Source organism: Brevundimonas sp. GW456-12-10-14-LB3 (genome assembly GCF_059424365.1).
This window is the reverse complement of sequence record NZ_JBWKZJ010000005.1, coordinates 20,526-42,738: the sequence shown is the minus strand read 5'-3', so window position 1 is coordinate 42,738 and position 22,213 is coordinate 20,526. Positions and strand designations below refer to the sequence as shown.

The following is a 22,213-nucleotide window of genomic DNA, read 5'->3' as shown; positions in this document are numbered from 1 at the left end:
CGCCCGGTTGCAGCGTCCCCGGACTAATGTGACGCTTCACGTCCCACGCGGCTTGGCCCGATTGGTCGCCTGGGCTTCGGCCGGGTTCTCGGGCCAGGGATGGCGCGGATAGCGGCCGCGCATCTCCGCGCGCACCGCAGCCCAGGAGCCCGCCCAGAATCCCGGCAGGTCCTGGGTGACCTGCACCGGCCGCCGCGCCGGCGACAGCAGGGCCAGGGTCAGGGGAATGCGGCCGCCGCCGACCGTCGGATGGGTCGTCACGCCGAACAGCTCCTGAACGCGGATCTCCACGCGCGGTCCTCCTTCGGCGCCATAGTCGATGCCCGCCGACCCCAGCGGCGTCGTCAGTCGCGGCGGCGCCAGTTCGTCCAGCCTGCGTTGCAGATCCCAGGGGATCAGCCCCCGCAAGGCGTCCGCCAGCCTGCCGTCGTCGATCGCCGCCAGCGAATTAGCGCCCTCCAGCACCGGCCACAGCCAAGCCTCGCGCGCCGCCATGAGACCTTCGTCCGACACATCGGGCCAGGCCGGGTCCAGCCCGTGCAGAAAGGCCAGACGCGCCCGCAGGGCCGAAGCCTGCTCGCCCCAGCGCAGGGCGCCGATCCCCTCGGCCTCGACCTCGGCCTTCAGTACGGCCGACAGCTGGCTCGCGTCAGGCGTCCCGATCACCTTCTCGTCCAGCACGATCGCCCCGATGCGACGAATCCGTTTGATCACCGCCCGGCCTGAGCGCTCGCGCGCCAGCCGTTCCTCGATTTCGATCAGCCGCGCCAGATCGGTCTCGACCGTCGCCGAATCCAACGCCGCCGCCAGCCGCACCCGGTCCCGCGCCTCGCCGCCCCCCAGCTCGGCCACCGCCAGCCAGGTCTCGCGCGCCAGGGCATCGGTCGCCTCGACCATGGCCCCGCGTCCGCCGGCCAGCAACATCTCGCCGGCCTTGCCCCGCATCCGCGCGATCCGTTCGGGGAAGGCCTCGGCCAGCAGCAGTCCCTCATCGACCGATCCGCCCGCGCCGCCGCCCGCCGCCCGAGCCCAGCGCTCAGCCAGTTTCAACGCATCCCGCGCCCGCGGCGACCGGTCCCGCTCCAGGCCGACCAGCCGTTCGTGCAGATCCACGTTCGATCCGCCCAATCCCGGCTCGCTCAGCACCGCCGCGATCCGCGCGCCCGTCATGGCGTCGTGCCCGTCCGAGGCCACGGCGACCATATGGGCCAGGCGCGGCGACAGGGGGATGCGTGTCAGCCGCCGCCCGTGATCGGTCAACCCGCCCTCCGCATCCAGCGCCCCCAGCCGCGTCAGCACCTTGCGCGCCTCGCCCAGGGCTCCGGCCGGCGGCGGGTCCAGCAGGGCCAACCCCTCGACCGACCGCGCGCCCCATCGCGCCAGATCCAACGCCAGGCCGGTCAGGTCCGCTTCCTGGATTTCCGGCCGCTGATGCGGGACCAGGCCGCGCGTCTGTTCCTCGTCCCACAGCCGATAGCAGACGCCCGGTTCGGTCCGTCCCGCCCGTCCCCGGCGCTGTTCCGCCGACGACCGGCTGACCCGAACCGTGGCCAGCCGGGTCAGGCCGCTGGACGGCTCGAACCGAGGCACGCGCGACAGGCCGCCGTCCACCACCACCCGCACCCCGTCGATCGTCAGGCTCGTCTCCGCAACCGAGGTCGCCAGCACCAGCTTGCGCCGCCCCGGCGCCGCCGGTTCGATGGCGCGGTCCTGCTCCGCCCGATCCAGTCCGCCATACAGGGGAACCACGTCGACGTTCGGCAGCCTCAGCCGTTCGTTGATCTGCCGCACGACCCGATGAATCTCGCCCTGCCCCGGCAGGAAGGCCAGAACCGACCCCGTCTCCTCGCCCAGGGCCGTCAGACAGGCCCGCGTCATCGCCTCCTCGAACCGCTCGGTCGGATTGCGGCCCAGATAGCGGGTGTCGACCGGATAGGCCCGCCCCTCCGCCTCGATCACCGGCGCGCCGTCCAGCAACCGCGACACCCCCGCCACGTCCAGGGTGGCCGACATCACCAGCAGCCGCAGATCCTCCCGCAGCGCCCCTTGCGTTTCCCGCGCCAGGGCCAGACCCAGGTCGGCGTCCAGGCTGCGCTCGTGAAACTCGTCGAACAGGACCACTCCCACCCCCTCCAGGCCGGGGTCGTCCAGGATCATCCGTGTGAAGACCCCCTCGGTGATCACCTCGATCCGCGTCTTCGGCCCGATCCGGCTCTGCAGCCGGGTGCGGTAGCCGACCGTCCCGCCCGCCTCCTGGCCCAGGGTGGCGGCCATCCGGTCGGCGGCGGCCCGTGCGGCGATACGGCGCGGCTCCAGCACCAGCACCCGTCCGTCGCCCAGCCAGGCCTGGTCCAGCAGGGCCAAGGGGACGACCGTGGTCTTCCCCGCCCCCGGCGGGGCGGCCAAAACCGCCGTATTTCCGTTTGCAAGGGCGGATTTCAGCGGGTCGAGAACGGCGTGGATCGGCAACATGATCCGCCTCTAGCCCGATGCGCCCCCGATGCGCCACGATCACGAAAGCGTCGTGAGCGCTTCACCCCGCCGTCATGCGCGTTGCGCGGCCCGCATTCCGCCGCTAGCGTCCCCGCCGACGCGGCCAGAGGGCCGCCGTAAACGTGGGGGTATTCTATGTGGCGTGTTAAGTCGCTCGACGCGATTCTGGCCACGGCCGAGAAGAAGTCGCTTCATCGGTCGCTCGGACCTGTTCAACTGACCTTGCTCGGCATCGGCGCCATCATCGGCACCGGCATCTTCGTTCTGACGGCTGCGGCCTCTCAGAAGGCCGGCCCCGGCATGATGGTCAGCTTCGTCATCGCCGGCGCGGTCTGCGCGGTGGCGGCGCTCTGCTATTCGGAACTGGCGGCCATGGCCCCGGTCTCCGGCTCGGCCTACACCTATACCTACGCCGTCCTGGGCGAGCTGCTCGCCTGGTGCGTCGGCTGGGCCCTGATCCTCGAATACGCTGTTGCGGCCTCGGCCGTGTCGGTGGGCTGGTCCGGCTATGTGCTGGGCCTGATAGAGAACGGGATAGGCTTCGACTTCCCGGACCTCCTATCCGCCGGACCGACCTGGAGCATGAACGGTTTCATCCCGACGCCGGACTTCTCGGCCGGGATCGTCAACATTCCCGCCATCATCGTGGCCCTGGCCGTGACGGGCCTGCTGATCCTGGGCACCACCGAGTCGGCCCGCGTCAACGCCATCCTTGTGGCGATCAAGGTCGCGGCCCTGACGGTCTTCATTGTCCTGACCCTGCCGGTCATCGACACCGCCAACCTGTCGCCCTTCGCGCCCAACGGCCTGTTCGGCGCCTATTCGGGCATGGGCATCGTCGGCGCCGCCGCCTCGATCTTCTTCGCCTATGTCGGCTTCGACGCCGTCTCCACCGCTGCTGAAGAGACCAAGAACCCGCAGCGCAACGTGCCGATCGGCCTGATCGGCTCCCTGGCCTTCTGCACCGTCTTCTATCTGCTGGTCGCCCTGGGCGCGGCCGGCGCCATCGGCGCCCAGCCGGTCCTCGGCGCCGCCGGTCAAGCCGTCCAGCCGGGCTCGCCTGCCTTCGTCGCCGCCTGCGCCCTGCCGGCCAACGCCGAGGCCCTGGTCTGCTCGAACGAGGCCCTGGCCCACGTCCTGCGCGTCATCGGCCATCCGCAGGTCGGCAACGCCCTGGGCACCGCCGCCCTCTTGGCCCTGCCTTCGGTCATCCTGATGATGATCTACGGCCAGACCCGCATCTTCTTCGTCATGGCGCGCGACGGCCTGCTGCCGGAAGGCCTGACCAAGATGCACAAGCGGTTCAAGACCCCCTATGTCGTGACCCTGTTCACCGGCGTCGCCGTCGCCATCGCCGCCGCCCTCTTCCCAGTGGGTCAGCTGGCCGACATCTCGAACTCGGGCACCCTGTTCGCCTTCTTCATGGTGTCGATCGCGGTCCTGATCCTGCGCAAGACCGACCCGAACCGGAAACGTCCGTTCAAGACGCCCCTGGTCTGGATCATCGCGCCGCTTTCGGCTGCCGGCTGCGCCTTCCTGTTCTGGAACCTGCCGCATGACGCCAAGATGGTCCTGCCCATCTGGGGCGCCGTGGGTCTGGTGATCTATTTCGCCTACGGCTTCCGTAAGAGCCACGTCGCCCGCGGCCTGGTCGAGGTCCCGGAACTGTCCCCCGACGCCCCGGTCGGCCCGGTCCCGCCGATGCCGGGCGCCCCGGCCCCCGGCTCCAAGGAAGAACGCGACTGATGCAAAGAAGGCCGGGGTCGACGCCCCGGCCTTTTTCTTCGCCGCAAGGGAAACAGTGGCGCGCCAACGGCGCCTCAACTAACGCCACGCGCGATGGGCCCACAAAATGGCCTCAAGCAGCGCGAAGCGCGATAAGCCTGCCCTACAAAGACAAAAAGGCCCGGGATCGATCCCGGGCCTTTTTGCTTGGTGCGGATGAGAGGACTCGAACCTCCACGCCTCGCGGCGCTGGAACCTAAATCCAGTGCGTCTACCAGTTCCGCCACATCCGCATGGGCAGGCAGTGGGCTCTAGAGGGCTGGATCGCCCCTGACAAGGGGCGCTGTAACCCCAACACCGTTCGGCCACCAGTTCATTGCGAATCGCGCCGCCCTGGGGATTGCGCGCCAGAAAGCCGCCTCCGCGCTGAATCGTCCGCGTCTTGAGGCTAGGCCGGTCGGGAAGGTTCCGGCGTCGAGCGGCCTTGGCGCGCTTCGATTCCACGCCAAGAGCCGGTCAGCGACGACGGCCTGACGCCAAGGGAGGCCCAAGGCAGGCCTTTGCTTATGGGAGAGGCGGTGGCTGGGGAACTAGGACTCGAACCTAGAATGACGGTACCAAAAACCGGAGTGTTACCATTACACCATTCCCCAGCAGGTCCGGCGTCCGCAGCACTCTCGTGCGGCGGAGGCGGTCAGATAGGCCAAACCGTTTTCGGATGCAACACCCCCGCTCAGGACAATTTTCGCCGACTGCGAAGAAGGTCGAAATGGACGCTTGCGGCCTCCGAAACCCATGGCTATAAGCCGCGTCCTCACTTCGGGGCGACGCCTTGCGGCCAGCCCCCACGGTCGGAGTGTGGCTCAGCCTGGTAGAGCACTGCGTTCGGGACGCAGGGGTCGGAGGTTCGAATCCTCTCACTCCGACCATTCTCTCTCATACCTCTAGTGATCGTCACCCTCGGGCTCGACCCGAGGGCCGGCCCGTCCGCCGCATGGCGTCGATAAGGACGCACAGGATGACGAGTCATCTCCCGCGCATCAGTCGTCGTTCGCCGCCGTCTCCCGCGCCCGCCGCGCCGCCTCGTTCAGACGCGCCCCCACCGACTCGATCGGCCGCCGCCCCAGGGCCGCGCGCCGCGCCATGAGGTCGGGCGAGCCGGCGTCATAGTCCGCCATCAGATCCCGCACGAATCCTCCGCCCTGGACCTCGGCCAGGACCTGATCCATGGCGGCGCGCGATTCGGCGCCGATCACGCGCGGACCGGTGCGATAGGCCCCGTACTCCGCCGTATTGGAGATCTTGGCGAAGGCGCCGGCTATGCCGCGCTCGTACATCAGGTCGGTGACCAGCTTGGCCTCGTAGAAACATTCGAACCAGGCCACCTCGGCCGGATAGCCGGCCTCGACCAGTTTCATGAAGGCCGAATCGATCAGTTCGGCGATCCCGCCGCACAGCACCACCTGTTCGCCGAACAGATCGCTCTCGCACTCGTCCCGCATCGTCGTCTCGAGGATGCCCTTGCGTCCGCAGCCCAGGGCCGCAGCATAGGACAGGCCGAGCGCATGGGCCCCGCCCGTCGCGTCCTGATGCACCCCGAACAGGCAGAAGACCCCCTCCCCGGCCTCGTACAGGTCGCGAATGCGCGGCCCGATCCCCTTGGGCGAGGCCAGGATCACGTCCAGGTCGGCGCGGGGCTCCACCAGGCCGAACCGCACCGACAGGCCGTGGGCGAAGACCAGGGCCGCGCCGGGCCGCACAGTCGGCGCCAGCTCGTCGCGCCACAGGTCGCGGTGCGCCTCGTCCGAGGTCATGACGGCGACCACGTCCGCCCCCGCCGCCGCCTCGCCCGCCGTCATCACCGTAAATCCGTCGGCTTCGGCGACGGCCCGCGTCTTCGAACCGGGCTTCAGGCCGACCACGATGTCGGTCACGCCCGAATCGCGCAGGTTCAGCGCATGGGTGCGTCCCTGGCTGCCGTAGCCGATCATGGCCACGCGCTTGCCGCGAATAATCGAAAGGTCGCAGTCGCGGTCATGGAAGACGGGCAGAGGATTGGCTAGGATCTGGCTCATGGCCCCCTTCATAACCGCATCCGACGTCGTCGCCTTCTGGAAAGAGGCCGGTCCCGAAAACTGGTTCGCCAAGGACGAGGCGTTCGACGCCCAGTTTCGGTCGCGCGGCCAGGATCTGCACCTGTCCGCCGCCCGGCGCGAGCGCGACGACTGGATCGAGGCTCCCGAGACCGCCCTGGCCCTGCTGATCCTGCTGGATCAGTATCCGAGGAACAGTTTCCGCGGCACGGCCCACCAGTTCGCCACCGATTCCCTGGCCCTGATGTTCGCCGAACAGGCCGTGGCGCGCGGCCATCATCTGCGGGTCGAACCCGAGCTGAAGAACTTCCTCCTGCTGCCCTTCCAACATTCCGAGCGGCTGGAGGATCAGGACCGCTACCTGGCCCTGGTCGCCGGCGACGCCGAGCTGGAGAAATGGGGTCGCCTGCACCGCGACATCATCGTCCGCTTCGGCCGTTTTCCCCATCGCAACCCCGCCCTGGGGCGCGCGACGACGCCGGAAGAACAGGCCTTCCTCGATGAGGGCGGCTTCGGCGGCTGATCTGCCGCCTTCCGGCCTCGCCCGTTCAAATCTTTGCAGAAGCGGCCTATGTGAGCGGCGCCATCACGGAGCCGTCCCTTGCTGATCCTTCTTTCGCCCGCCAAACGGCTCGACTTCTCGCCGGCCGATCCCGCCCTGCCCGGCACGGAGCGTCGCTTTCTGGAAGACACCGCCAGCCTGGCGGCGACGGCGCGGCGCCAGACCAAGGCCGACCTGCGTCGCCTGATGGGGATTTCGGATGATCTGGCGACCTTGAATCTGGAACGGTTCAGGGCGTTCGATCCGGAATCGACGGATGGCGTTCAGGCCGCCTTCGCCTTCGCCGGCGACGTCTATGAGGGGCTGAAGGCGCGTGAGCTGGACGCCGCCGCCCTGGCCTTCGCCCAGGACCATCTGCGGATCCTGTCCGGCTTCTACGGGCTGCTGCGTCCGCTCGACCGGATCCAGCCCTATCGACTGGAAATGGGCACGCGGCTGAAGACCCGCCGCGGCTCCAGCCTTTATGATTTCTGGGGCGATCGGATCTCCAAACAGCTGAACGCCGACGCCGAAGACCTCAGAGCCCAGGGATCGCCCGACCCGGTCGTCGTCAACCTGGCCAGCCAGGAATATTTCGGCGCCGTCGACGCCAAGGCTCTGAAACTGCCTGTCGTCACGCCCCAGTTCCGCGAGGAGAAGAACGGCGAAACGCGGATCGTCTCCTTCTTCGCCAAGAAGGCGCGCGGCGCCATGAGCCGCTTCGCCATCGACGAACGGCTGGAACGAGTCGAGGATCTGAAGGCTTTCGACCGGGACGGCTACGGTTTCGACAAGGCGGCCTCGACCGAGACCGAATGGATATTCATCAGGTCGGGAAATTCTTGATCTTCGCCGGGCGACCCCGCTAGTCTCTCGCGAAAGAACCCGAAAGGCGCATCCATGTCCACCTCGCCCCAGTCCTCTGACTTCCGCGACATCGGCGATCTGAAGGGTCAGGCGGCGGTGATCTCGGGCTCGACCTCAGGCATCGGCCTGGCCCTGGCGCGTGCGGTGGCCACGCGGGGCGGCGACGTGGTCCTGAACGGGCTGGGCGATCCGGCCGAGATCGAGCGCACCCGCGCCGAGCTTGAAGCGTCTTCCGGCGTGCGGGTGCGCTATCACCCCGCCGACATGACGCGCGGCGAGGAGGTGGCCGACATGGTCGCCTTCGCCGAGCGCGAGTTCGGCCGCCTGGACATTCTGGTCAACAACGCCGGCGTCCAGCATGTGGAGTCGGTCGAGAAGTTTCCCACCGACAAATGGGAACAGATCATCGCCATCAACCTGTCCTCGGCCTTCTACGCTACCCGCGCCGCCATCCCGATCATGAAGGCCCAGGGGCGTGGTCGGATCGTCAACATGGCCTCGGCCCACGGCCTGGTCGCCAGCCCCTTCAAATCGGCCTATGTCGCGGCCAAACACGGCGTCATCGGCTTCACCAAGACGGTGGCGCTGGAGCTGGCGCAGGACAACATCACCTGCAACGCCATCTGCCCCGGCTTCGTCCATACGCCGATCGTGGAAAAGCAGATCGAAGACCAGGCCCGCACCCGCGGCATCAGTCCTGAAAAGGTCATGAGCGACGTGATCCTGGCCGCCCAGCCGACCAAACAGTTCGTCACGACGGATCAGTTGGCGGGGCTGTTCCTCTATCTGGTCAGCGACCTGGGCGCCTCGGCCAACGGCGCCAGTTTCTCGATCGACGGCGGCTGGACCGCTCAATAAGATCATCCCAGCGGGGGCCGACCTATGGCGATCTTCAAACGCAAGACCGCCGAGCCGACGGACCTGGCCGCCGCCTCGACAGGACGGCGGCCCTTCTGTCTGGCGCTTCAGGGCGGCGGGGCGCACGGCGCCTTCCAATGGGGGGTGCTGGATCGACTGCTGGAAGACGATCGGCTGGACATCCGCGCCGTTTCGGGCGTGTCCGCCGGCGCCATGAACGGGGCCGCCCTGGTTTCCGGCCTGGCGAGCGGCGACGCCCGCGCCGCCCTGGACCGGCTGTGGCGCGAGATCAACCAGTCGGGGGGCCGCAACGTCTTCGGCGACAGCGCCCTGTGGAATCCGGCCCAGGCGCCCGACTGGCTGAAGGACACGCCGCTCTGGCGCGCCGGAGAAACCCTGGCTCTGTCAATGAGCCCGTATGAATTCAATCCCTTGAACCACAATCCTCTGAAGCGAGTTCTGAAGACGGCCGTGGATTTTCAGGCGGTCCAGGGCTCCGACGTCAAATTGTTCGTCGCCGCCACGGCCGTGCGCCAGGCCAGGGCCCGCATCTTCGCGTCCAGCGAGATCACCGCCGACGTCCTGATGGCCTCGGCCTGTTTGCCGCACCTGTTTCAGGCCGTTGAGATCGAGGGGGAGCCTTACTGGGACGGCGGTTATCTGACCAATCCGCCGCTCTGGCCCCTGACAGGGGACGATACGCCGGACGACGTGCTGCTGGTGACGCTGAACCCGATGGTGCGCGACGAGACGCCCCGCGCGGCGGGCGACATCGTTGATCGGTTGAATGAGATCCTCTTCAACGCGCCGCTGCTGGCCGAACTCCGCGCCATCGCCATGGCCGGAGAAATGATCAGCCAGGGACAGTTGAAACACGGCTCAGGCCCCTATCGACAATTGCGACTGCACGCCATCGAGGCCGACGGTTGGCTGTCGGACCTGTCCTTGAGGTCGAAGTTCAACACGGAATGGAGTTTCCTGACCGACCTGAAAGCCCGTGGCCGGGCGGCTGCGGACGACTGGCTGGAGACCTGTCTCGCCAGCGTCGGACGCCGCTCCAGCGTCGATCTTCAGGCGCGGTTCGGTTAGCCGACGAAGCCCGCCGCTCGCCGAAGCCTGTCGTTGATCGCCTCGCCCAGTCCGGAGGAAGGAATGGGCGCCACGGCTATGCCCGCCGGCTTGGCTCGGTCTGCTTCTCTGAACAACTTGAACAGATTAGCGGCGGCTTCTCGCAGATCGCCGGAAGGACTGAGACTCCAGCGGGGGTCGCCGACGCCCGGCCCGAACCCCAGCAGGATTTCGCCCGGACGCGGCTGGGTCGCCTCGATCCGCACAGGGGCGTCAGGCGCATAGTGGACGGCCAGCCGGCCCGGCGAGCGTCGCCCGTCGCCACCCTCGTCCAGGGGGCCGACCACGGCCTCGATCTCTGCTCGGGTGACGGCGCCGGGTCTCAGCAGGGCGACCCGTCCATCCAGGACCGAAACGACGGCGCTTTCCAGACCGACGGCGCAAGGACCGCCGTCCACGGCGGCCGAGACGGCGAAGCCGGTCTCCTCCACGGCGTCGGCGAAGGTCGTCGGACTGGGCCGGCCCGAGCGGTTGGCCGACGGCGCCACGACGGGGCCGCCGAACATCGACAGCACAGCCCGCGCCTGGGCGTGGCCGGGAACGCGCACGGCGACGCTGTCCAACCCCGCGCGCGCCAGATCGCAGACGCGGGTCCGATCCCGCACCGGGACCACCAGCGTCATCGGCCCCGGCCAGAAGGCCTGGGCCAGGGCGCGGGCGGCGGCGTCGAACAGACCGATCGCCTCAGCGGCGGCGGCGTCAGAGACGTGCGCGATCAAGGGGTTGAACCGAGGTCTTCCCTTGGCTTCGAAAATGGCGGCCACCGCTCGCGGATCGGCGGCGTCGGCGCCCAGGCCATAGACCGTCTCGGTCGGCAGCAGGATCAGTTCGCCGCGTCGCAGGGCGGCGGCGGCCTGATCCGGCGGGTCGCCCGCGTCCCTCACGGCCGCCGCGGGATCAGGGGGATCATCCGATGCAGCACATTGTCGCGGTTGATGAACTGATGCTTCAGCGCCGCGGCGACATGCAGGGCGATCAGGACATAGAGCCCCTTCATCACCGTCTCATGCACGTCCATGAACCGACCGGCGGCCTCGCGCCCGCCGCCCACTGGCAAGAGGGGCCAGTCGAACAGGCCGAACCAGGCGAAGTCGCGTCCCGCCGCCGAAGTGGCCAGCCAGCCCGACAGAGGCATGGCGATCAGGACGACGTAAAACAGGACATGGGTGGCGCGCGCCGCCACCCGCTCCCAGCGCGGCATCTGCGCGGGCAAGGGAATGGCCGGATGCGCCAGTCGCCAGCCGATGCGAGCCAGGGTCAGGATCAGGATCGACACGCCCAGCGACTTGTGCAGCATGACGAACTGCCCGGACAGCGGCCCCTCCGTGCTCTCATGGGCGGTGATCAGCAGCACCTGGACCAGGATCGCCGCAGCGATGATCCAGTGCAAAGCCAGTGACACCGACGAATAGCGATTGCGCGGCTCGGCCATGACGACTTCCCTTCCCTCGCGGCAGGGCGTCACTGTGCCCCGACTGCCCCGCCTGCGCCAAGTCTCTCTTGCGACGGGGGGCTTCGGCGAGGCACTTAAGCCGGAAAGGACATTGAGGAAACCCATGAGCTACCGCGCCCCCGTTCGTGATCTGGCCTTCACCCTGGAGGCCGTGGCCGGCATGGCGGACGTCGCCGCCACCGGCGCCTTTCCGGATTACGATTCCGACGTCGCCTCAGCCGTTCTGGAGGCGGCCGGGCAGTTTTCTCAGGAGGTGCTGGCCCCGCTGAACCGCATCGGGGACCAGAAGGGCTCGCTCTACGCCAACGGCGCCGTCACGGCCGCTCCCGGCTTCGCCGACGCCTATCGCCAGTTCGCCGCCGGCGGATGGACCGGTCTGTCGGCGCCGGTCGAGGCGGGCGGCCAGGCCCTGCCCAAGGCGCTGGAGCTGGCGGCCTATGAGACCGTCCACGCCGCCAACATGGCCTTCGGCCTGTGTCCAATGCTGTCTCTCGCCGCCATCGAGGCCTTGGAGCAGGTCGGCACGGAAGAGCAGAAGGCGACATATCTGACCAAGCTCGTCAGCGGCGAATGGACCGGCGCCATGGTGCTGACCGAGCCGGGCGCCGGGTCGGACCTGGGCTCGCTGATCACGACGGCGACGCCGAACGGCGACGGAACCTACGCCATCCACGGTCAGAAGATCTTCATCACCTGGGGCGATCACGACGCGACGGACAACATCATCCATCTGGTCCTGGCGCGCCTGCCCGACGCGCCCAAGGGACCCAAGGGGATCAGCCTGTTCCTGGCGCCGAAATTCCTCGTCAAGGACGACGGAAGCCTGGGCGAACGCAACGCCTTCCGTCCCGTCGGGGTCGAGCACAAGCTGGGCATCCACGCCTCGCCCACCTGCGTCATGGCCTATGAGGGCGCACGCGCCGAACTGGTCGGACGTCCGAACGAGGGCCTGGCCCATATGTTCGTCATGATGAACGCCGCCCGCCTGGCCGTGGGGGTCGAAGGCGTCGGCATCGCCGAACGCGCCTATCAGCACGCCCTGGCCTATGCGCTGGACCGCCGCCAGGGTCGGTCGGTCTGGACCGGAGAAGCCAACGCCCCGATCTTCGATCATCCGGACGTGCGCCGGATGCTGGGGGTGATGAAGGCCAAGACCGCAGCCGCTCGCGCCCTGTGCCTTTCGACCGGGGTCGCCGCCGATCTGGCCCGTCATGCCGAAACGGAAGAGGCGCGCCGCCGCTGGAAGGCCCGCGAGGACCTGTTCACCCCCATCGCCAAGGCCTGGTCCACCGACGTCGGATGCGAAGTCGCCTCCCTGGGCGTCCAGGTCCATGGCGGCATGGGCTTCATCGAGGAGACGGGCGCGGCTCAATACTATCGCGACGCCCGAATCGCCCCGATCTACGAGGGCACCAACGGCATCCAAGCCATGGATCTGGTCGGGCGCAAACTGTCGATGGACGGGGGCGAGGCGGCCAAGGCCCTGATCGCCGACATGAAGACGACGCTGGCCGACCTCTCTGGCCTCTATGCCGGCAAGCCGGTCGAACGGTTCGCCACGGCCGTCGAGGCGGTGGAGGACGCCACCCTCTGGCTGTTGGACCGCAAGGCCGACCCGGATGCGGCGGCCGACGTCCTGGCCGCGGCGGACGCCTATCTGAAGCTCTTGGGCGATGTGATCGGCGGCTGGATGCTGGCCAAGGGGGCGCTGGCCGCCAAGGCGCGGCTGGACGCCGCCGACGGCGATCCCGTCTGGCTGCAGGGCAAGCTGGACCTCTATGAACTCTACGCCGCCAATGTTCTGGGCCATGTCTCCAGCCGTCTGGCGGCCGTGGGCCAGGGCGGCGACCTGCTGAAACGGATGACGGTCGAGGCCCTGGCGGGCTGACGCCCGACGCGATCTTGATTTGACCTTGAGCGGCCCGAACGCCCAAGGTCGCATCCGTACGCCCGGGAGCCGACCATGAACCGACGCCAAATCCTCCTGTCCACCGCTGCGACGGCCTTGGCCGCCTCGGCCTCCCCCGCCCTCGCCCGCCAGTCTTCCGGAGCCTCGATGCCCCAACCCCCTGTCGCCAAGAAAATCCCCGTCGTCATCGAACAGCTGGGTCGGACCCGCACCGACGACTACCAGTGGATGAAGGACGACAATTGGCAGGCGGTGCTGCGCGATCCGACCCTGATCAAGGCTGAAGTCAAAGAGCATCTGACGGCCGAAAACGCCTATCGCGAAGCCATGATGGCCTCGACCCTGCCCTTGCAGGAGACGATGTTCCAGGAGATGCGCGGCCGCATCAAGGAGGACGACAGTTCCGTCCCCGCGCCTGACGGCGACTGGACCTACTATGTCGAGTACCGCACGGGCGACCAGCATCCCCGCTACATGCGCGTGGAACGCCAGGGGACCTGGATGGTCGACGGCCGACCGGTGACGAAGACCTTCGTCACGGCCCCGACGCCCCAACTGCTGCTGGACGCCAATGAATTGGCCGAAGGCAAGGCCTATTCGGAAGTCTCGGCCGCCTCCCACAGCCCCGACCACAGCCTGTTCGCCTATGCCGAGGACGCGCAAGGGTCCGAGGTGCACAAGATCTACGTCAAGGATCTGGCGACCGGCGAAGTCCTGCCCGAGGTCATCGAGAGCGCCACCGGCGACTTCACCTTCTCGCCTGACAGCCGGTGGATTTTCTGGACCAATCGCGACGACAACGGACGGCCGGACAAGATCTTCCGCCGTCCGGCGCGCGGCGGCGAAACCACCCTGGTCTATGAGGAGGAAGACGACGGCATGTTCATCGGCGTCGGCCGCACCGCCGACGACCGGTTCATCGTCATCGGCATCCAGAACCAGGAGACGTCCGAGGCCCGCTATATTCCCGCCGACGACCCGACCGCTGCGCCGGTCGTTCTGGAGCCGCGCCAGGTCGCCGTCCGCTATGACGTCGATCACTGGGACGACCGCTGGGTGATCCGCACCAACGCCGACGACGCCATCGACTTCAAGATCGTTCAGGCGCCGACCGAAACGCCCGGCAGGGCGCATTGGACGGATCTCGTCCCCCATACGCCGGGTCGTTTCATCGAGGGGATGGACCTGACCCGCCATCATCTGGCGCGCCAGGAACGGGCCGACGCCAACACCCGCATCATCATCCGCGATCGCGCCGGGGCCGAACATGCGATCGCCGTCGATGAACCGGCCTTCGCCCTGTCGCTGTCGGGCGCGTCGGAGTTCGACACCACGACGACCCGCTACAGCTACAACTCGCCGTCCACCCCGACCCAGACCTATGACTACGACATGGCGTCGCGGGAACGCACGCTGCGCAAGACCCAGGAAATCCCGTCGGGCCACAATATCGAAGACTATGTGGTCGAACGGCTGAACGCCCCCGCCGCCGACGGTCAACTGGTGCCTGTCACCGTCCTGCGCCGCCGCACCACGCCGATCGACGGCTCGGCCCCGCTGCTGCTGTACGGCTACGGCTCCTACGGCATCCCTATGCCGGCGGGCTTCTCGACCAATCGTCTGTCGCTGGTGGATCGCGGCTGGATCTACGCCATCGCCCACATCCGGGGTGGATCGGACAAGGGCTGGGGCTGGTTTCTCAGCGCCCGCCGGATGACCAAGAAGAACACCTTCACCGATTTCATCGCCGCCGCCGAACATCTGATCGCGCAGAACTACGCCACGGCCGGAAACATCGTGGCCCAGGGCGGATCGGCCGGCGGCATGCTGATGGGCGCCGTCAACAATATGCGGCCGGACCTCTGGGCCGGGATCATCGGCCAGGTGCCCTTCGTCGATGTGATCAACACGATGAGCGACACCTCCCTGCCGCTGACCCCGCCGGAATGGCCCGAATGGGGCAATCCGATCGAGGACCCGGACGCCTACGACTATATGATGAGCTACAGCCCCTATGATCAGGTGAAGCCCCAGGCCTATCCCGCCGTCCTGGCGACGGGCGGCCTGTCCGATCCACGGGTGACCTATTGGGAGCCGGAGAAGTGGGTCGCCAAGCTGCGGCCCGCCACCACCTCGGGCAAGCCGGTCCTGCTGAAGATCAATATGGAGGCCGGCCACGGCGGCGCCGCCGGCCGGTTCGACTATCTGAAGGAGGTCGCCCACGACTACGCCTTCGCAGTCTGGGCGATCGAAAAGGGCTGGGAGACGGCTTAACCCGCCGCACCGGCGGCTTCAGCTCTTGGGCTGAAGCCGCGCCGCCAGGCTGGAGGTGTCCCAGCGATTGCCGCCCATGGCCTGGACCTCGGCGTAGAACTGATCGACCAGGGCCGTCAGGGCCAGGCGCGCCCCGTTCGACCGCGCCTCGTCCAGAACCAGGCCCAGATCCTTTCGCATCCAATCGACGGCGAAGCCGAAGTCGAACCGGCCCTGGGCGGCGGTCTTCCAGCGATTGTCCATCTGCCAGCTCTGGGCCGCCCCCTTGGACACGGCGTCGAAGACGGCGTCCGTATCCAGGCCGGCGACTTGAGCGAAATGGACCGCTTCGGCCAGTCCCTGGACCACGCCGGCGATGGCGATCTGATTGACCATCTTTGTCAGCTGGCCCGAGCCCGCCGGTCCCATATGTTTGATCGCCTTGGAATAGGCCTTCAGCGCCGGTTCCGCCCGAGCCAGAGCCTCGGCGTCGCCGCCGGCCATGACGCTGAGCTGGCCGTTTTCGGCGCCCGCCTGACCGCCTGAGACCGGAGCGTCGATAAAGGCGCGCCCGACCTCGGCCGCCGCCTCGGCCATTTCCCGCGCCAGCCGGGCCGAGGTCGTGGTGTGATCCACGATGACCGCCCCTTCGGCCAGGTGCGGCAGGGCCTCGGTCACGACCGCACGCACGTCATCGTCATTGCCGACGCACAGGATGAAAAGCTCTGCTCCCTGCGCCGCCTCCGACACGGTCGCGGCCGCCCGCGCGCCCACGGCCTCGGCCCAGGCCTGCGCCTTGGCCTGGGTGCGGTTGAAGCCGACGACCTCATGGCCGGCGTTCACCAGGTGACGCGCCATCGGGGCGCCCATGACCCCCAGGCCGGCGAAAGCGATCTTCATGGCAGGCTCCCGTGCTTCATCCTGGACTAGGCTGGGTCGGACAAGGGTTCAACCCAGGCTGCGGGTCAACGGGCGGTTAACCTTGCCGCGCCACACTGCCGCGAACTTGCCGGGGTGCGTCCATGTCCGTGAGCGATCGTCCGATCCTCATCAAAAAGGTGAAAAAGGTCTCGGGCGGAGGCCACCACGGCGGCGCCTGGAAGGTGGCCTATGCGGACTTCGTGACGGCCATGATGGCCTTCTTCCTGCTGATGTGGCTGATCAATACGACCGACCCGGAGCAGAAGAAGGGCATCGCCGAATATTTTGCGCCCGCCAGCGTGTCCGAAACCACCTCCGGCTCGGGCGGTCTTCTGGGCGGCACGGCGCTGGGCGACGACGGACCCAAGAGCTCCGGCTCGCAGTCGGTCATCGAACAGCTGGCCCCTGAGGCCCCGCCGGAGACGACCAACACCGGCCCCAGCTCAAACCTCGCCTCCGCCAGCGACGCCGCCCTGCAGGCCGAAATCCAGAAGCGCGAGGCGGCCGAGTTCGCCAGTGCGGCGGAATCGCTGCGCCAGGCCATGCAATCCATGCCGGAACTGGCCGAACTGTCCAAACAGCTGATCGTGGATCAGACGCCCGAGGGCCTGCGCATCCAGTTGGTGGACCAGGAAGGCCGGTCCATGTTCGACAACAACTCGGCCCGACCCAATGCGCGGGCCCAGATCCTGCTGCGCGCCGTCGCCAAGGTGATCAACCAGCTGCCCAACCGCATCTCCATCACCGGCCACACCAGCGCCACGCCGGGCTCGAACCGCGCCAGCGGCCCGGCCGACTGGAGCCTGTCCTCCGAACGCGCCAACGGCTCGCGGCTCGTGTTGCAAAGCGCGGGCGTGGACCCCGATCGGGTCTATTCGGTCGCCGGCAAGGCGGGCTCTGACCCCCTCTATCCCGACGATCCCAGCCTGCCGGGCAACCGCCGCATCGCCATCGTCCTGCTGCGCGAGGCCCCGGTCCTGCCTATGGACACCTCGCTGTGATCCTGAGCGGCTGTGGCGCCTTGGCGCTTGCGGCCGAGCGCCCAATCGCGCCAAATCGCGGCATGAGCGTCAGACCGTCCTATTTTGGGCCAGATCGGGTGCGGACCTAGAGTCGTGACCCAACATGTGCCGACACGCCAGCTCCGGTTCTTCATGACCTCGGTCGCCCCGTGTCCCTATCTGCCGGGCAAGACGGAACGGAAGGTGTTCGCAAACCTCCCCTTTTCGGACGGCGCCCACGTCAATGACGAACTGACCCTGGCGGGTTTCCGCCGCAGCCAGAACATCGCCTATCGCCCGGCCTGCGAGGCCTGCGACGCCTGCGTCTCGGTCCGCCTGCCTGTGCCGGACTTCGCCTTCAGCCGCTCCCAGCGCAAGGTTCTGGCGCGCAACGCCGACCTGACGCGCGCCCTGGTCGAGGCCGAGGCCACGACCGAACAGTTCCAGCTGCTGCGCCGCTATCTGACCCGCCGCCACCCTTTGGGCGGCATGAGCGATATGGGCTGGCTCGACTATGTCGCCATGGTCGAGGACACGGCCGTGCGCACCCATCTGATCGAATACCGCCTGCCGTCCGACGACGGCGGCCCCGGCGACCTGGTCGCCGTGACCCTGACGGACCTGCTCAGAGACGGCCTGTCCATGGTCTACAGCTTCTACGACCCGCGTCTTGACCGCCGCAGCCTGGGCCGGTTCGCCATACTCGATCATGTACGTCAGGCGGCCCAGGTGGGCCTGCCCTTCGTCTATCTGGGCTACTGGGTCCGGGGCTCGGAGAAGATGGACTACAAGGCGGACTTCCGCCCCCTCGAGGTGCTGGGCAAGCTCGGCTGGAGCCGTTTGGAAGCCTGACTCGCACCCCGAAGCAGCGCCGTCCTATCTGAACTTCCGCAATCCCCTCGGCCCCTGGCGACCGGCGCCGGCGCGCTTGCCCAGCCAGTCCTTCCAGTCGGGCCAGTTGCGCCGCCGTCCGCCGCCGTCGGCCCATTCCGGCCCCTGTTCGGCGTTGAAGACCGTCACATCGGCCAGGCCGCCCTGTTTGAAGCTCTGCAGCTTCACACCCTTGCCGCGCCCCATTTCGGGCAGTTCCGCCAGGGGGAAGATCAGGGTCTTGATGTTCTCGCCGATCGTCGCGACGTAATCCCCCACAGGACTGGTCGGCACGCGCAGCATGGCCAGCATCTCGCCGTTCAGCACCTGTTTGCCGCCCCGCTTCTGCGCCAGGGTGTCGTCCTCCGGCGCGATGAAGCCGTAGCCCGCCTTTGAGGCGATCAGCAGTTTGCCGCCCGGCTGGTGCGCCAGGACGTTGATGATCTCGGCCTTCTCGTCCAGGTCGATCATCAGCCGCAGCGGCTCGCCATGCCCACGACCGGACGCCAGCCTGTCGGCCCCGATGGTGAAGATCCGCCCGTCCGACGCCCCCACCAGCAGCTTGTCGGTCGTATAGGCCGGGACCAGATAGGCCAGCTTGTCGCCTTCCTTGAACTTCAGCTCCGACGGGTCCTCGACCTTACCCTTGGCGGCGCGGATCCAGCCGCGCTCCGACAGGATGACGGTGATGGCCTCGCGCGGGATGAAGGCCTCGGGAGCCACGAAGGCCGAAGCGTCGACCGCCTCGCCCATCGTCGTGCGCCGCGGCGAGATCAGCGCCTTGCGCACCGCCTCAAGCTCTTTGGAAACAGCCTTCCACTGCTTGCCTTCCGACGACGTAAGCGCCTTCAGATTGGCAAGTTCTTCCGACAGCTCCTTGAATTCTTTCTCGATCGTCATCTCTTCCAGACGCGCCAGCTGGCGCAGCCGGGTGTCGAGGATGAAGTCGGCCTGGACCTCGGTCAGGCCGAAGCGAGCGATCAGGACGGCCTTGGGCTGTTCCTCCTCGCGGACGATCCGGATCACCTCGTCCAGGTTCAGGAAGACGATGCGCAGGCCTTCCAGCAGGTGCAGCCGCTTCTCGACCCGGGCGATCCGCCACTGCGACCGGCGGTTCAGCACCTCGCGCCGGTGATCCAGGAAGGCCTTGAGACAGGCTTTCAGCCCCATCACGCGCGGCGTGCCGTCGGCGTCCAGCACGTTCATATTGATCGGGAAGCGGACTTCCAGATCCGACAGCTTGAACAGGCTCTCCATCAGCATCTCGGGCTCGATGGTCCGGTTCTTGGGCTCCAGGATCAGTCGGATGTCCTCGGCCGACTCGTCGCGCACGTCGCCCAGCAGGGGGGCCTTCTTCTGTTCGATCAGGTCGGCCAGCGCCTCGATCAGGCGCGACTTCTGCACCTGGTACGGCATTTCGGTGACGACGATCCGCCAGACGCCGCGGCCCAGGTCCTCGGTCTCCCAGCGCGCGCGCAGCCGCACCCCGCCCCGGCCCGTCTCATAGGCGTCCAGAATGGCTGCGCGGCCTTCGACAGCCACGCCGCCGGTGGGGAAGTCGGGTCCGGGGACCAACTGCACCAGCTCGTCAGTGGTCGCCTCCGGACGGTCCAGCAAAAGCTGACAGGCGTCGATCAGTTCGCCGACATTGTGCGGCGGGATCGAGGTCGCCATGCCCACGGCGATGCCCGAAGACCCGTTGGCCAGAAGATTGGGGAAACCGGCCGGCAGGACGACCGGCTCCTCGTCCTGATCGTCATAGGTGCGGCGGAAATCGACCGCGTCCTGATCTATGCCTTCCAGCAGCAGGACGGCGGCGGGGGTCAGCTTGCACTCGGTATAGCGCATGGCCGCGGCGCTATCGCCGTCGATATTGCCGAAATTCCCCTGGCCGTCGACCAGGGGATAGCGCTGGGCGAAGTCCTGGGCCAGGCGGACCAGGGCCTCATAGATGGAGGCGTCGCCGTGCGGGTGGTATCCACCCATGACCTCCCCGACGACCTTGGCGCATTTGCGCGCCGCCGCCTGCGGGTTCAGCCGCATCTGGTGCATGGCGTACAGGATGCGCCGGTGCACGGGTTTGAACCCGTCGCGCACGTCCGGCAGGGCGCGATTGGTGATGGTCGACAGGGCGTAGGCCAGATAGCGACGGCTGAGCGCCGTCTCCATCGGCTCGTCAATGATACGGCCGCCTTCCGGCGGCGGAGCGTGGATCGTCATGGGCCAGCGAATCGGGGATCGGAAGCGCGAAGTCTAGCCCGTTCGAGACCGGCAGGTCGTCTATCTGTGGGAGATAATGTCGTCGGCGGGGTAACCGAAGGCCGCCCGGCTTCGTATGTGGAGAACTCCACCCGCATCGGGCGCCCGCATGATCCTGCTCCTCTTGTCCTATCTCGCCGGCGTCCTGACGATCGTCAGCCCCTGCATCCTGCCCGTCCTACCGTTCGTCTTCGCTCGGGCGGATCGACCGTTCGTCCGCAACGGCCTGCCCCTCCTGGTCGGCATGGCCTTGACCTTTGCGGGTGTGGCCAGTCTGGCGGCGCTCGGCGGCGGCTGGGCGGTCCGGGCCAATGAGGTCGGAAGATGGATCGCCCTTGCGGTCATGGCGGCGCTGGGCCTCAGCCTGCTGATCCCTGCCGTCGGGGACCGGTTGATGCGGCCCTTCGTGGCGGCCGGGTCGTGGCTCACCGATCGCGCCGAGCGCGGTTCCGCCGACCAGGGCGACATCCGCTCATCTCTGCTGCTGGGCGTGGCGACGGGGCTGCTGTGGGCGCCCTGCGCAGGGCCGATCCTGGGGCTGATCCTGACCGGCGCGGCCTTGCAGGGCGCCGGCGTCGGCTCGACCGTCCTGTTGCTGGCCTATGCGGCCGGCGCCGCCACCTCCCTGGCCCTGGCCCTGCTGGTGGGCGGGCGGGTGTTCAAGGCCATGAAGGGCGCCCTGGGCGTCGGCGAATGGGTGCGGCGCGGCCTGGGGGTTCTGGTTCTGGTCGGGGTCGCCGCCATCGCTCTGGGCATGGACACCGGCCTGCTGACCCGGATTTCGGCCGCCGGCACGGGACGGCTCGAACAGGCCCTGCTGACGACGGTCGGCCGCGGCGTCCCGACCAACACCGCCCCCGCCGACCTGAACAACCTGCCGGTCGAGGGCGTCATGCCGCCCCTGACCGGCGCCACGACCTGGATCAACTCGCCGCCCCTGACCCGCGAGCAACTGCGCGGCAAGGTGGTGGTGGTCGACTTCTGGACCTATTCCTGCATCAACTGCCTGCGCGCCCTGCCCTATGTCCGCGCCTGGGCCGAAAAATATAAGGATCAGGGACTGGTTGTGATCGGCGTCCACACGCCCGAGTTCGCCTTCGAAAAGTCCGAGGCCAATGTGCGCGAGGCCGTCGCCCGTCTCGGGGTCGCCTATCCGGTGGCCATTGACAACGACTTCGCCGTCTGGCGCGCCTTCAAGAACCAGTACTGGCCCGCCCACTATTTCATCGACGCCCAGGGCCGGATCCGCCACCACCATTTCGGCGAGGGCGACTACGACGGCTCCGAACGGGTCATTCAGCAACTGCTGAAGGAGGCCGGCGCCGCCGACGTCGCTTCCGACCTGGTGCAGGTCCAGGCCCAGGGCACCGAGGCCGCCGCCGACATGGCCCAGCTCGCCTCGCCCGAGACCTATGTCGGCTACGCCAGGGCCGAGAATTTCCGTTCGCCCGGTGGTTTCGCGCGCGACGCCGTCAAGACCTATGGGCCGGCGGCCTTGCGGCTGAACGACTGGAGCCTGACCGGCCCCTGGCGGGTGACGCGGGAACACGCCGCCCTGACGGCGCCGGGCGGACGCCTGACCTTCCGGTTCAAGGCGCGGGATCTGCATCTGGTCATGGGGCCGGGGCAAGGCGACGCCGGGGTGCGCTTCCGGGTCCGGATCGACGGGGCCGCGCCGGGATCGGACGCCGGATCGGACATCGACGCCCAGGGCCAGGGCCGCATCGACCGCCAGCGGCTGTATCAGCTGGTTCGCCAAGCCGGCCCGGTGCGCGAACGCACCTTCGAGATCGAATTCCTGGACCCCGGCGCCCAGGTCTTCGCCTTCACCTTCGGCTAGTT

16 protein-coding genes and 3 tRNA genes are annotated in these 22,213 nt (G+C 68.0%); 11 read left to right on the top strand and 8 right to left on the bottom strand.

The window, feature by feature from the left end; translation table 11 throughout:
* Positions 1-36: 36 nt before the first annotated feature.
* On the bottom strand, positions 37-2,472 hold the full coding sequence (gene hrpB / locus AC07XS_RS03815) for an ATP-dependent helicase HrpB (RefSeq protein WP_182713619.1): 2,436 nt from the start codon (positions 2,470-2,472) through the stop codon (positions 37-39).
* Positions 2,473-2,628: 156 nt separating this feature from the next.
* Here hrpB and AC07XS_RS03810 point away from each other — a divergent pair, with 156 nt between their 5' ends.
* Positions 2,629-4,239, top strand: a complete 1,611-nt coding sequence (locus AC07XS_RS03810; RefSeq protein WP_182713620.1) for an amino acid permease — start codon at positions 2,629-2,631, stop codon at positions 4,237-4,239.
* A gap of 187 nt (positions 4,240-4,426) precedes the next feature.
* Here AC07XS_RS03810 and AC07XS_RS03805 read toward each other — a convergent pair.
* Together AC07XS_RS03805 and AC07XS_RS03800 are read right to left on the bottom strand one after the other, a co-directional pair.
* Positions 4,427-4,511, bottom strand: a tRNA-Leu gene (locus AC07XS_RS03805).
* A gap of 286 nt (positions 4,512-4,797) precedes the next feature.
* Positions 4,798-4,871, bottom strand: a tRNA-Gln gene (locus tag AC07XS_RS03800).
* 199 nt (positions 4,872-5,070) lie between these two features.
* On the opposite strand from AC07XS_RS03800, the gene AC07XS_RS03795 reads away from it, so the two are divergent.
* Positions 5,071-5,147: transfer RNA gene (locus AC07XS_RS03795), tRNA-Pro, on the top strand.
* A gap of 111 nt (positions 5,148-5,258) precedes the next feature.
* Here AC07XS_RS03795 and ilvC read toward each other — a convergent pair.
* Positions 5,259-6,293, bottom strand: coding sequence for a ketol-acid reductoisomerase (gene ilvC, locus AC07XS_RS03790; protein WP_321207960.1), 1,035 nt, complete (start codon positions 6,291-6,293; stop codon positions 5,259-5,261).
* On the opposite strand from ilvC, the gene AC07XS_RS03785 reads away from it, so the two are divergent.
* From AC07XS_RS03785 to AC07XS_RS03770, 4 genes are all read left to right on the top strand, one after another.
* Positions 6,292-6,834: a DUF924 family protein gene (locus AC07XS_RS03785; protein ID WP_182713621.1), complete on the top strand. Its 543-nt coding sequence runs from the start codon at positions 6,292-6,294 to the stop codon at positions 6,832-6,834. The two genes, ilvC and AC07XS_RS03785, sit on opposite strands and share 2 nt — an antisense overlap.
* Positions 6,835-6,912: 78 nt before the next feature.
* Complete coding sequence (gene yaaA, locus AC07XS_RS03780) at positions 6,913-7,698, top strand: peroxide stress protein YaaA (protein WP_182713622.1); 786 nt, start codon at positions 6,913-6,915, stop codon at positions 7,696-7,698.
* 54 nt (positions 7,699-7,752) lie between these two features.
* On the top strand, positions 7,753-8,577 hold the full coding sequence (locus tag AC07XS_RS03775) for a 3-hydroxybutyrate dehydrogenase (RefSeq protein WP_182713623.1): 825 nt from the start codon (positions 7,753-7,755) through the stop codon (positions 8,575-8,577).
* 24 nt (positions 8,578-8,601) lie between these two features.
* Complete coding sequence (locus tag AC07XS_RS03770) at positions 8,602-9,666, top strand: patatin-like phospholipase family protein (protein ID WP_182713624.1); 1,065 nt, start codon at positions 8,602-8,604, stop codon at positions 9,664-9,666.
* Here the strand turns inward: AC07XS_RS03770 and AC07XS_RS03765 are convergent.
* Both AC07XS_RS03765 and AC07XS_RS03760 read right to left on the bottom strand, forming a co-directional pair.
* Positions 9,663-10,589, bottom strand: coding sequence for an L-threonylcarbamoyladenylate synthase (locus tag AC07XS_RS03765; protein ID WP_321207961.1), 927 nt, complete (start codon positions 10,587-10,589; stop codon positions 9,663-9,665). The genes AC07XS_RS03770 and AC07XS_RS03765 overlap by 4 nt on opposite strands.
* Positions 10,586-11,137: a cytochrome b gene (locus AC07XS_RS03760; RefSeq protein ID WP_182713625.1), complete on the bottom strand. Its 552-nt coding sequence runs from the start codon at positions 11,135-11,137 to the stop codon at positions 10,586-10,588. Before AC07XS_RS03760 ends, AC07XS_RS03765 begins: the two co-directional genes overlap by 4 nt.
* 124 nt (positions 11,138-11,261) lie before the next feature.
* On the opposite strand from AC07XS_RS03760, the gene AC07XS_RS03755 reads away from it, so the two are divergent.
* Together AC07XS_RS03755 and AC07XS_RS03750 are read left to right on the top strand one after the other, a co-directional pair.
* Complete coding sequence (locus AC07XS_RS03755; protein ID WP_182713626.1) at positions 11,262-13,046, top strand: acyl-CoA dehydrogenase; 1,785 nt, start codon at positions 11,262-11,264, stop codon at positions 13,044-13,046.
* Positions 13,047-13,121: 75 nt separating this feature from the next.
* Complete coding sequence (locus AC07XS_RS03750) at positions 13,122-15,341, top strand: S9 family peptidase (protein ID WP_182713627.1); 2,220 nt, start codon at positions 13,122-13,124, stop codon at positions 15,339-15,341.
* 18 nt (positions 15,342-15,359) lie between these two features.
* Here the strand turns inward: AC07XS_RS03750 and AC07XS_RS03745 are convergent, their stop codons facing one another.
* On the bottom strand, positions 15,360-16,220 hold the full coding sequence (locus AC07XS_RS03745) for an NAD(P)-dependent oxidoreductase (RefSeq protein ID WP_494732650.1): 861 nt from the start codon (positions 16,218-16,220) through the stop codon (positions 15,360-15,362).
* A 122-nt stretch (positions 16,221-16,342) separates the two neighbouring features.
* Between AC07XS_RS03745 and AC07XS_RS03740 the strand changes: the two genes are divergently transcribed.
* Positions 16,343-17,242 carry a flagellar motor protein MotB gene (locus tag AC07XS_RS03740; RefSeq protein ID WP_182713629.1) on the top strand — a complete coding sequence of 300 codons (900 nt, stop codon included), beginning with the start codon at positions 16,343-16,345 and terminating at the stop codon, positions 17,240-17,242.
* A 114-nt stretch (positions 17,243-17,356) separates the two neighbouring features.
* The gene (locus AC07XS_RS03735) at positions 17,357-18,094 is read left to right on the top strand and encodes an arginyltransferase (protein ID WP_182713630.1); all 738 of its coding nucleotides are present in this window, start codon (positions 17,357-17,359) and stop codon (positions 18,092-18,094) included.
* 24 nt (positions 18,095-18,118) lie between these two features.
* Here the strand turns inward: AC07XS_RS03735 and parC are convergent, their stop codons facing one another.
* Positions 18,119-20,332 carry a DNA topoisomerase IV subunit A gene (gene parC, locus AC07XS_RS03730; protein ID WP_182713631.1) on the bottom strand — a complete coding sequence of 738 codons (2,214 nt, stop codon included), beginning with the start codon at positions 20,330-20,332 and terminating at the stop codon, positions 18,119-18,121.
* A gap of 148 nt (positions 20,333-20,480) precedes the next feature.
* Between parC and AC07XS_RS03725 the strand changes: the two genes are divergently transcribed.
* A complete protein-coding gene (locus tag AC07XS_RS03725; protein ID WP_182713632.1) occupies positions 20,481-22,211 on the top strand; it encodes a cytochrome c biogenesis protein DipZ in 1,731 nt (576 codons plus the stop codon).
* Positions 22,212-22,213: the final 2 nt, after the last annotated feature.